Source organism: Desulfobacter sp. (assembly GCF_050177295.1).
The window spans coordinates 1-10,931 of the sequence record NZ_JBFXHE010000122.1 but is presented as its reverse complement, the minus strand read 5'-3'; the positions used below and the strand labels follow the sequence as shown (position 1 = coordinate 10,931).

Below are 10,931 nucleotides of genomic sequence, written 5' to 3'. Positions count from 1 at the left end.
GTGTGCTCTTCCGATCTATTGACCCCGATGGTTTTAAGCAGGATAATATCCTTGGAAAAGTTGGTTTTCAGGTCCTCATCCACCATGGCGTGTCCGCCATACTTGATTACCACGGTTTTTCCGGAAAATTTCCGGATATAGGGTAAAGCCTCTATCAATATGTCTGCAACCGTATTTTTCATAGAATATACCTGCTTAAGTCCTGGTTTCTGGCAAGATCTGACAGCTGTTTTTCAACAAAATCAGAATCAATGGTGATGGTGGTGTTCTCTATATCCGGGGCATCAAATAAAATCTCTTCAAGCAGACGTTCCATGAGCGTATGAAGCCGCCTTGCCCCGATATTTTCCATGGATGCATTCACCTCAACGGCAATCTGGGCAATTTTGTCCACAGCCCCCTGGGTAAAACTTATATGAACCCCTTCGGTGCGCAGCAAGGCAATATACTGCAGTACCAGGGCGTTTTTAGGCTCGGTGAGTATCCGGGAAAATTCCGATGCGCCCAAAGAGGAGAGCTCCACCCGGATGGGAAACCGCCCCTGCAGTTCCGGAATAAGATCCGAGGGTTTGGACACATGAAAGGCCCCCGAAGCAATAAACAGGATATGATCCGTTTTCACTGTGCCGTATTTGGTGGGCACGGAACTGCCTTCCACAATGGGCAGCAGATCCCTTTGAACCCCTTCCTTGGACACTTCCGGCCCGTGGCTCTTGTCTTTTCCCGCAATCTTGTCAATCTCGTCGATGAAAATGATGCCGGACTGCTCCACCAAGGTAATGGCATCGTTTTTCACCTCATCCATGTCCACCAGATGGGCCGCCTCCTCCTGGGCAATCAGGGCAAGGGCGTCCTTAACCTTGACATTGCGGCTCTTGGTGTTTCTGGGCATGAAATTGCCAAGCATATCCTTCATATTGATACCCATCTCCTCCATGCCGGCATTTGAAAAGATTTCCACCATGGGAAAATTTTTTTCCTGGACATCAATATCTATTTTACGATCGTCAAGCTTACCTTGATCAAGCATTTTGCCAAGCTTTTCCCGGGTATGTTCCGTCGGCTTATTCCCGGGCTTTTGAGACGCACCATCCCCGGTATCAGCCCCGAATACCGGACTGCTTTTTGGGGGAGGCAAAAGGATATCAAGCACCCGCTCCCGGGCGATTTTTACTGCCTTTTCCTGAACCGCTTCCTGCTGACGGCCTTTGAGTGTGTTCACGGTAAGCTCTACCAAGTCCCGGATCATGGATTCCACGTCCCGGCCCACATACCCCACCTCTGTGAATTTGGATGCCTCCACCTTGTAAAAAGGAGAATCTGTCAAATTGGCAAGGCGGCGGGCGATTTCGGTTTTGCCGACACCTGTGGGACCGATGAGGATGATATTTTTAGGTGCAATCTCATCCTGGAGTTCCGGTTCCAGTTGCCGTCGCCGCCATCGGTTTCTCAAGGCCACAGCCACTGATTTTTTGGCGGCATTCTGGCCAATAATGTATTTATCCAGTTCCGTTACAATCTGGTGGGGTTTTAAATCCTTCATTCAATCGTTTCCAATGGTTAAACCTGCAATTGTTATTAACTTTCTATGGTTTCAATGGTGACATGGTGATTGGTATATATACAGATATCTGCGGCAATTTTCATGGCTTTTTCCACAATCTGAACCGGTGAAAGATCCGTATTTTCAATCAAGGCCACAGCTGCGGCCTGGGCTGCGGTGCTGCCGGATCCGATGCTGATGACGCCTTCATCCGGTTCAATCACATCCCCGTTGCCTGACAGAAGATACAGGTTTTCTTTATCCGCTGCAATCATCATGGCCTCAAGACGGCGAAGAAATTTGTCCGTACGCCATTCCCTGGCAAGTTCCACACAGGCCCGGGTCAGGCTTCCGCTGTACTGATCCAATTTTTCCTCAAGCTTTTCAGCCAGGGTCAGGGCATCGGCCGTGGCCCCTGCAAAGCCTGTAATAATCCTGTTGTTATAAATCCGTCTGACTTTCCGGGCTTTATGTTTTGTTACGACATTGCCTAATGTGACCTGTCCGTCACCGGCAACCACGACCATGTCCCCGGTTCTAATGGCAAGAATTGTGGTGCCGTGAAATTGTTGATTATTCATATATGGTTATCTCCTGGTTCTGTTCGCCGTAAAACCGGCCAGCAGTCTGGTTTTTGTTAATTTTATAAAATGGTTACCTTCGGGGATGGGCTTTGTCGTACACGGCCATCAGGCGGTCCATGCTCACATGGGTATACACCTGGGTGGTGGACAGGCTGGCATGGCCTAGAATTTCCTGAATGCCCCGCAGGTCCGCACCGGAATCCAGCATATGGGTGGCAAAGGAATGCCGCAGGGTGTGGGGTGATATTTTCAAACCCAAGCCGCATTCCATGACCACCTTATCAAGAATCCGCCGAATGGAGCGCCTGCCAAGCCTTTGAAAGTCTTTGTTTAAGAATACCGGCGGGAAATTTTCCTTGAGATCACTCCGGTAGATTTGGATGGCATCAAGGGCGCGCCTGCCCACGGGCATGATGCGCTCTTTGTTTCCCTTGCCTAACACCCGGATCAGCCCGGCATGAAAATCAATATCCTGGATATCAAGCATGTGAAGCTCACCGATTCGCATGCCCGTGGAATAAAAGGTTTCAAACATGGCAAGATTGCGTCTGTCCATCCAGGTATCACTTTTCATGGTGTCCAACAGCCTGAAAATATCGTCAATACCCATGGCCTTGGGAAGGGATTTCTCAAGTTTTGGAAAGGGGATGACATCGGCAGGATTCAACCCGACCAGCCCGGACCTGATCAGGTAGTCAAAAAAAGATTTTAAGGCGGACAGACGCCGTGAAAGGGTTTTTTTACTTTTTTTCAAGGCAGTTTGGGCTGCAAGATATCTGCGCACGATGATCTTGTCCACCTGTTGAGCCCTTTTTTCAAAGGCCTGTTGCCAGTTTTCATCCGTGCAGTTGCAGGTGTCCAGATAAAAAAGGATAAAACTTTTTATATCCGTAAAATAGGCCCGAAGCGTATGGGAGGAATACCCTTTTTCAGCTTCCAGGGTAATCAGATAGTCATCAAGAATCATGGCGGTCCAGTCCTGTACAGGCCATGACCTGTTTGAGATCGTCCCAGGTCTGGCGCTTCAGGGCGGGGTTCTGCACAAGCGCCGAAGGATGGTGGGTGGCCATGACCGGGACCCCGTGGTATTGAAAGAAATGCCCCCGGATTTTTACCAGGGGATCATCCGAGCCTTTCATCATCCGGCAGGCCTTTTCTCCCAACCCCACCACGGCTAACGGTTTGTGCGTCAGTATGTGGCGGGCAAGCAAAGCGCTATCTGCAGCATTGCAGATATACACCTTAGACGGTGTAAGATGCATGGCTGAAAGCATCTTTACCAAAAGGATGCCGGGCGGCCCCTTAAAAAAGGTTTCCTCACTGTCCACCAGCACGATGCGCGCATCCTCAGGCCCCTGGGCAGCAAAGGGCGGTGGCGGCCATGACGGGGTGCCCCATGTTTCAAGGATATGAAAGGCATCCCGGCCCAGGGCTATGGATTGATTGCCCAAACTTTTCTGAAACTTCAGAAACTGGCCCAGGGCATTGAGGGCCTGGACAACTCCATGGCCGCAGTCTGAATTTTGAACTGTATTTCCGTCAAAAACATCCATGGGTTTAAGAGACCGCCTGGACAACCGCATCCAGAATGGCGTGGGCCACCTTCTCCTTTGGCATCAAAGGCAGATCCGTGACAAGGCCGTCCCGGGTGAACAGTTTGACTTTATTGGTGTCTGCTTTGAAGCCGGAACCGGTTTTTCCCACAATGTTGGCCGCAATCATATCCAGGTGTTTTTTTTCCATCTTGCCCTTGGCATAGGTTTCAAGGTCACGGGTCTCCGCAGCAAAGCCGACCAGGTACTGATCTTTCCTCTTTTTGAGCCCAATGGCCTTTAAAATATCCTTGTTCTGGGTCAGTTCAAGGGTCATGTACCCCTGATCCTGATCCTGACCCCCGTTTTTTTTGATTTTATGGGCCTGGACAGACACGGGTTTGAAGTCCCCCACAGCGGCCACTTTAATAATGATATCAGCCTGGTCCAGAGATCCAAGCATGGCATCATACATCTGGTCGCAGGACCCCACGGACACGCGCTCCACGCCAACAGGGGGATCAAGGCTGACAGGACCGGATACCAGGATGACCCTGGCCCCTCTTTTTTCCGCAGCCCCGGCAATGGCATACCCCATTTTTCCCGAGGAGTGGTTGCTTAAAAAACGTACCGGATCAATGGGCTCAACCGTGGGGCCGGCAGAAACTAAAATGGTTTTTCCCTTCAGATCCTTTTTGTAAAAAAGCGCACAAGCCCGGTCAAAAATAAACCAGGGTTCAGGCAGACGCCCGGCACCTGCGGTTTTACAGGCAAGCACTCCTGAATCCGGATCCAGGATGTGAATACCGGACTCTTCCAGCAGATCCAGGTTCTTCTGCACTCTTATATTCTGGTACATATCCGTATTCATGGACGGGCAGATCAAAACAGGGCAGGTCATGGCCAGCATGGTGGTGGTCAATGCATCGTCGGCAATGCCGTGGGCCAGCTTGCCAATGAAGTTGGCCGTGGCAGGCGCGATGACGGCAAGAGCCGACTTTGACGCCACTTCAATGTGGGCCACCCCGGAACCGGGTCCTTCCCACAAATCCAGAAGCACCGGGTTTTCCGAGAGCACCTCAAAGGTGGCAGGCCCCACAAACCGGGTGGCGGCCCGGGTCATGGCCACCACCACATCGGCCCCGGCCTTTTTAAAAAGCCGGAGCAGTTCAACGCATTTATACGCGGCAATACCGCCGGTCACACCTAAAAAAACGTGTTTACCATTCAATGTCATCAAAAGGTCCCATCGTTTGTGGGATTTTGGGAGACGCCGCGCAGGGTCGGGGCGATGCCGATTTCAATATAGGTATAAATTTGTTCTTCACGGATTGAAATCACGGCACAGCGCGTGGCCTTTTGAAATACCATGATGGTGGTTTCAGGGGCTTTAATCCTGGAAATGACCTCCCAGTTGTCTTTTTCCATGTTTATGGAAAAGAAATTATAAAGGGAGTTTGACTCCACCCGCCCCTTGAGGCTAAGGATTCCGGATCTGAATCCGGGTGTTGAAACGATAACCGTGCGGTCTTTGATAATTTTCAGTTCCTTGGGAACCAGAACATCCTCAAAATCATAGTAAACAGCAACAGGTTTCTCCTTAACCTCCGGCTGGGGGGAGGACTGGACCTGTTTAGAGGCAGATGACCCCTTAAAAAGCCCGCACCCTGAAATAAAAATAAAGGCTGTAAATATTAGACACCCCCAACAAATTGCCGGCAGACAATGACGAATTTTCATTTAGTATTCTCCTGATTATTCGTTACAGCAAATGCTATGTTTTCTAAAACGAATCCTCTTAAATGTCAATTCAATGTCATTCACTTCAGTGCTGACGCATGAACATAAAACAGTCATGCACCTTGCCAGGATGTGCCGCTATTCAAGCAGATTTCCCACACGTTTAACCGCGCAAAAATCACCGCACATGGTACAAACCTCTTTTTCCCCAGGCTGGGACGAGTTGCGGTAAAGTCTTGCCTTTTCCGGGTCCAGGGCGCAGTCGAACTGTCCCTCCCAGTCCAGCGTACCCCGGGCTTTGCTCATTTTATGGTCGATAAGCCCGGCCCCTTTAAGACCCTTGGCCAGATCTCCGGCATGGGCCGCGATCCGGGATGCCATAATACCTTGTTTAACATCGTCTGCAGTGGGCAGCCGCAGATGTTCAGCCGGGGTGACATAGCACAAAAAGTCAGCACCATGCATGGCGGCCAGGGCACCTCCTATGGCTGACGTGATATGGTCGTAGCCGGGGGCAATGTCGGTAACCAGGGGGCCAAGCACATAAAACGGGGCATTGTGGCAAAGCTTTTTTTGCAGTTTCATGTTCATTTCCACCTCATGCAGCGGCACGTGGCCGGGCCCCTCAATCATGACCTGCACATTTTTTTTCCAGGCCTGCCGGGTCAGTTCCCCCAGGGTGATCAACTCCTCAATCTGGGGGGCGTCTGTTGAATCCTGTATGGCGCCAGGCCTGAGTCCGTCCCCCAGACTGATGCAGACATCATGAGCCTGGCAGATGTCCAGAAGCCGGTCAAAGTGTTCATAAAAGGGATTTTCATTGCCGGTTTTTTCCATCCATTCGAACAGGATAGCCCCGCCCCGGCTGACAATGCCGCACAGCCGGGGGTTGGTTTTTATGCTTTGGGCACATTTTTTGTTGAGTCCGGCATGGATGGTAATGAAATCAATCCCGTTGGCTGCATGGATTTCAACGGTTTCAAACCACTCTTCCAGGGTTATTTCCTGGGTGGGCTTTCCGGTACGGGTTAAGGTGTCATAAATGGGCACCGTACCGATCATCACAGGGATTTGTGCCACCAGACACTTGCGAAATTTTTCAGTGTCGCCGGATACGCTCAGGTCCATGACTGCGTCTGCCTGGTACTCCAGAGCCAACCGCGCCTTCTGGAGTTCCGCATCAAAACAGCAGACATCTTTGGATACGCCCAGATTGACGTTAATTTTGGTTTTAAGCCCTTTTCCCACGCCTGCGGCTTTCAGGTTTAAATGATTCTTATTGGCAGGGACAGCAATTGAGCCCTGGGCAATTCCCTCCATAAGATCCTGTTTTGAAATGGGTTCATTGGCGAGCACCTGTTCCATCTGCGGTGTGAGAATGCCTTTCCTGGCTGCATCCATCTGGGTCGTATATGACTGTGACATGTGTACATCTCCTATTTTATATCTATATTTTATGAAAGGGAAACTGAAACGGCGGGGCCGGGAGATGACAGATCGCTCTATACCAAAGCTTCAATCAAGTTTCCTACGCCGGTACGAGCCGGATCAGGTTCCAAGGGTTGAAGTTTTGAGCCAACTTCTCTCAGCTTTTACAAAAGCACCCCCATGATTAACTGAAATGTCAAATACTTGATTAAAAAGGTTCTGTCAATGGCTTAACCTTAAGATCAGATTGGCTGCAAGGTTAAAACAATGATTGAAAACCAATGGCGCCTGTAGTATTAATTTTATTTCATGGTTTTGGCGATATTTAACCATGGCGTCAAACAACTTCGAGACATTTTGCCTGGTTGTCATCCGGCAAATTAAATAATTTTTAATTTTATCCGAAGACGTTCATGAATAACAAAATGTTAAATACTGGCACAGGTTTTACGCTGTTGGAAACCCTTATCGTATTGGCGATCATGGTAATCGCCATGACTGTTGCAATCCCAAATATCATGCTCTGGTTGTCGAACTATCGCTTAAAAGCTGCGGCACGTGAGCTCTATTCCAATATGCAGAAAGCCAAGTCTGAAGCGCTTAAACGCAATTGCAGTGTAGGCATTACCTTTTCAACGGTGACTTTCCCGGCTCAGGGGGGAGGGTATACGATCTTTCTTGATAATGGTGATGGTGCAGGAACCGCTGATAACGCAGTACAAGACGGTGGAGAAGTGACGTTGTTACCGGTTGCCATGCCCCTAGGTTGCACACTTTATGAAGCCAGCTTTGGTGGTACATCAAGGACTGGCTATAATTCCCGTGGATTCCCCCTTGGTAACAGGACAGGTTCTGCAAGATTAAGGAACAATAATTCCGTTTGGTATGAGATGGCTTTGTCCAATTCCGGATATCCGAAAATACGAAAAAGTTATGACGGAACAAATTGGGAGTGAGGCAATCAGTGGAGGGGTAAACAAATAACAGGTGGGGAAATAATGAGAAAAAATATATCGCCATGCAGGGAAAATGCTGGCTTTACCCTGATTGAAGTTCTTGTTGTTCTTGCCATTTCCGGTATTCTTCTGGGAGGGGTTTACGCACAGTTCACGTCTCAACAGGCTAGTTACCAAGCCCAGGATCAGGTGGTGGAAATGCAGCAAAACCTGCGTGCCGGAATCAGCTATATGGCGCAGGAACTGCGCATGGCAGGATACGACCCTTACAGCTCAGGAAGGGCAGGTATTGAAACAGCAAATTTAACCACTGTTGTTTTTACTTATGTTGCTGATGATGACGGGTTGGATAACGACAATGCCGATGGTGACAATGACACCTCCACCGGTGCGGATGAAACGGGTGAATTACAAACCATCACCTTTGATTTATATGATGCCTATGGCGATGGAGATAATGATATCGGCAGGCAAGTCGGTGGAATTAAACGTGCTATTGCCGAAAATATTGAAGAGCTGGAATTTCGCTACCTTAACTCTGACGGCGCTGTGGTGACCAAACCGGATGACATAAAAACAGTACAGATTTCTCTTCTGGCCCGCGTGGGGAAGCCTGACCGTAATTTTTCCAGTAACAAGACCTACACCTCCGCATCCGGTGATGTCTGGGGACCTTACAATGACAGGTTCAGACGCCGCTTCCAGATTGTAACCATCTACCTCAGAAATGCGGAGATTTGACCCGTGAATAAGCAGCAAAGCCATAATGATGCTGGCTTCAGTCTTATTGAAGTGCTTGTTGCGCTGATGATTTTTAGCGTCGGCATTCTTGGCGTTTCTATGATGCAGTTATGGGCTATTCGGGGCAACAGCAGCGCCAATCGCCTGACTGAAGCCACGGTGTTCGGCAGTGACCAGATTGAACAAATGCTGTCCTGGGACTATAACGATGACAGGCTCAAATCAACCAATAACAATACCTATACGCTGTCCGATGGTAGTGGTACGATTGCGGATGGCGATCAGGCTGATAGCGATAACTTCTGTCATGCATATTGGCAGATCACCGACAATACACCGGTCACGGACAGTAAAACAATTGACGTTACAGTGTTCTGGAATCTAAACGGAGATCTGAAAAGTTTCAGCCTTTCGGCTGTCAAGGCCCAATAGTAGTGTGAGCTTTTTTTCAGGATAGATTCAACGAATTGAGGGAGATATGAAGCCACTTAATCATGTGAGCAACCAACAAGGTTTTGCTTTGATATCCGCAATTCTTTTTCTGGTCTTGCTGACAGTCATAGGGATTGCGGCGCTGAATACAACCAGCGTGGAACTGCAGATAACCGGGAACGACCGGATTTACAGAACGGATTTCTATAACCAGGAGATGTGCCTGGCTGCCGGGAAACTCAATTACAGAACCTGGCTTACGACTGCTTATCTGACATCAGATGAAAGCGCTGCCTATTTTCCGCAGGCGGGAACTGATGATAATGGTAACGGCATTACTGATGTCAGTGAAATCATCAAAAATGGTGAAGTCATCGGCAGCTACAGGGTTAGAAACAATGTTTCCACCGCGACCGACATCACCAACTGGGAAGACCTGAAGGACTTCGACAATGATGCTACCAAGCACCCGGCCAATCAGGTGCCGGTTCTGAATCACCGCGACAAACCCCTGCCGGGAAGCGGCTACGATCCCAACAATTTCGAAATCCGCCGTTTTACCATTACCGCCTATTCCGTTAAGGATGATCGCAAGGTGATCTTGCAGGAAGGCGTTTACAAGGTGTTCAACAAATATGAATAGGTTCTGTCCGGAAACGGATCAGTTAGCCTCTGGAGTTTCCGGATGCTAAATCAGGAGGAAAAAACATGAAAACCAGAGTGTTATTTCTATTGGGCCTGATTGCATGGGCATCGTTTGCCTTCGCGGAAGATGTAGATATTTACGGTGTCTCGAATATTGAGGTCAAGCCCAATGTCCTCATTATTCTGGATAACTCCGGAAGTATGAGTGAAAAAGATGTGTCCGGTGACCCTTATGATCCTGCAACCACTTATTCCGGTTCATACACCGCAAACAAAGTTTATATTAGCAGCGGGAGCGGACATTTTAGTAGCTGGAGCGGATACTTTGACAATATTAACTCATCAGGCTGGCAATGCAATGATGCTAAGAATGAGCTTCTTAGTGAAGGTAATTGGAGTGGTAAACTGGCCAAAAGTGGTGGTAACATATATTGTTCTGGTTATGGTTTTAGAAAAAGCTACGCGCTGGGCAACTATCTTAATTATGAAAATGCAGAGGGTGGTGACCGCACTCGCATGGAAGTAGCCAAAGAAGTTGTTGCCGATCTGATTATCGACAACATTGAGACCGTCAATTTCGGACTGATGGCCTTTAATTTCAACCAGGGAGGGTATATTATAGCTGACTGCGGGGCGACCCAAAACACCCTGATCGGTGATTATGACCCTGATACGGATAAAATGGCAGATACGTCTCAATCTGACTATGGGGCCGTCGGTGTGTTGAAATCAGATACCTGGACCCCGCTTGCAGAAACCATGGCTGAAGCCGGGCTCTATTTCGCTGGCAAAGGAAGCTGGTTTAACAGTGGCACCTATACTAGTCCCATAAAATACCGTTGCCAAAAAAACTACATCATTCTGGTCACGGACGGCGCGCCAACCATGGACGATGATAAGTTTGCGAGCAATAAGTATATCATAGACAGTTACCTGTCAGACGAACACAAGGATAACTATAACAGCAGTGGCTATCAGGATGATGCGAATGATAGTCACTATAGTTATTTGGATGATGTCGCCTATTTTCTTCAACACAATGATCTCTCCGACAAGGGCAGCACAGGCGATTTTGAAGACCAAAATATTACAACCTATACCATCGGATTTAAAGAAGATCTTGCTCTGCTTTCCAAGGCGGCAGAGCGCGGCGGCGGCGAATACTATCAGGCGTCAAATGCGGCAGCACTTGGCCGGTCCTTGAACACCATTATCTCCGCCATTGCGGAACAGAACGAAGTGTTCACTGCGGCTGCAGTGCCGGTTAGCCGCGCCAACAAGGCCTATGCCGGCAACTTTATCTATTACGGACTGTTTCAGCCTACCAACA

12 protein-coding genes, 1 pseudogene and 1 riboswitch are annotated in these 10,931 nt (G+C 48.9%); of the genes and pseudogenes, 5 read left to right on the top strand and 8 right to left on the bottom strand.

The features are described from left to right. From AB7U36_RS10550 to thiC, 8 genes and pseudogenes are all read right to left on the bottom strand, one after another. Positions 1–182: pseudogene (locus AB7U36_RS10550) on the bottom strand (acetylglutamate kinase); the annotation flags it as partial. Next, positions 179–1,543 (bottom strand): ATP-dependent protease ATPase subunit HslU, encoded by a 1,365-nt coding sequence (gene hslU, locus AB7U36_RS10545; RefSeq protein ID WP_428159740.1) that lies wholly within the window; start codon positions 1,541–1,543, stop codon positions 179–181. The gene hslU and the pseudogene AB7U36_RS10550, both read right to left, overlap by 4 nt. A 35-nt stretch (positions 1,544–1,578) precedes the next feature. Further along, positions 1,579–2,124: an ATP-dependent protease subunit HslV gene (gene hslV, locus AB7U36_RS10540; RefSeq protein WP_428159739.1), complete on the bottom strand. Its 546-nt coding sequence runs from the start codon at positions 2,122–2,124 to the stop codon at positions 1,579–1,581. A 73-nt stretch (positions 2,125–2,197) separates the two neighbouring features. Next, positions 2,198–3,094 (bottom strand): tyrosine recombinase XerC, encoded by an 897-nt coding sequence (locus AB7U36_RS10535; RefSeq protein WP_428159738.1) that lies wholly within the window; start codon positions 3,092–3,094, stop codon positions 2,198–2,200. Continuing rightward, positions 3,084–3,680 carry a uracil-DNA glycosylase family protein gene (locus AB7U36_RS10530; RefSeq protein WP_428159737.1) on the bottom strand — a complete coding sequence of 199 codons (597 nt, stop codon included), beginning with the start codon at positions 3,678–3,680 and terminating at the stop codon, positions 3,084–3,086. The genes AB7U36_RS10535 and AB7U36_RS10530 overlap by 11 nt, the downstream gene beginning before the upstream one ends. Before the next feature lie 4 nt (positions 3,681–3,684). Further along, a complete protein-coding gene (gene coaBC / locus AB7U36_RS10525; RefSeq protein WP_428159736.1) occupies positions 3,685–4,896 on the bottom strand; it encodes a bifunctional phosphopantothenoylcysteine decarboxylase/phosphopantothenate--cysteine ligase CoaBC in 1,212 nt (403 codons plus the stop codon). Next, complete coding sequence (locus AB7U36_RS10520) at positions 4,896–5,399, bottom strand: hypothetical protein (RefSeq protein WP_428159735.1); 504 nt, start codon at positions 5,397–5,399, stop codon at positions 4,896–4,898. The genes coaBC and AB7U36_RS10520 overlap by 1 nt, the downstream gene beginning before the upstream one ends. Positions 5,400–5,537: 138 nt before the next feature. Further along, positions 5,538–6,824: a phosphomethylpyrimidine synthase ThiC gene (thiC, locus tag AB7U36_RS10515; protein ID WP_428159734.1), complete on the bottom strand. Its 1,287-nt coding sequence runs from the start codon at positions 6,822–6,824 to the stop codon at positions 5,538–5,540. Between the two features lie 81 nt (positions 6,825–6,905). Beyond that, positions 6,906–7,017: riboswitch (TPP riboswitch) on the bottom strand. A gap of 223 nt (positions 7,018–7,240) precedes the next feature. Here thiC and AB7U36_RS10510 point away from each other — a divergent pair. The 5 genes from AB7U36_RS10510 to AB7U36_RS10490 form a co-directional block, all read left to right on the top strand. Next, complete coding sequence (locus tag AB7U36_RS10510) at positions 7,241–7,783, top strand: GspH/FimT family pseudopilin (protein WP_428159733.1); 543 nt, start codon at positions 7,241–7,243, stop codon at positions 7,781–7,783. 42 nt (positions 7,784–7,825) lie between these two features. Then, a complete protein-coding gene (locus tag AB7U36_RS10505; RefSeq protein WP_428159732.1) occupies positions 7,826–8,524 on the top strand; it encodes a prepilin-type N-terminal cleavage/methylation domain-containing protein in 699 nt (232 codons plus the stop codon). A gap of 3 nt (positions 8,525–8,527) precedes the next feature. Continuing rightward, positions 8,528–8,956, top strand: a complete 429-nt coding sequence (gene pilV / locus AB7U36_RS10500; protein ID WP_428159731.1) for a type IV pilus modification protein PilV — start codon at positions 8,528–8,530, stop codon at positions 8,954–8,956. Positions 8,957–9,002: 46 nt separating this feature from the next. After that, positions 9,003–9,599: a pilus assembly PilX family protein gene (locus AB7U36_RS10495; protein WP_428159730.1), complete on the top strand. Its 597-nt coding sequence runs from the start codon at positions 9,003–9,005 to the stop codon at positions 9,597–9,599. 65 nt (positions 9,600–9,664) lie between these two features. Next, positions 9,665–10,931: hypothetical protein (locus AB7U36_RS10490; RefSeq protein ID WP_428159729.1), on the top strand; the 1,267-nt coding region annotated here is incomplete at its 3' end.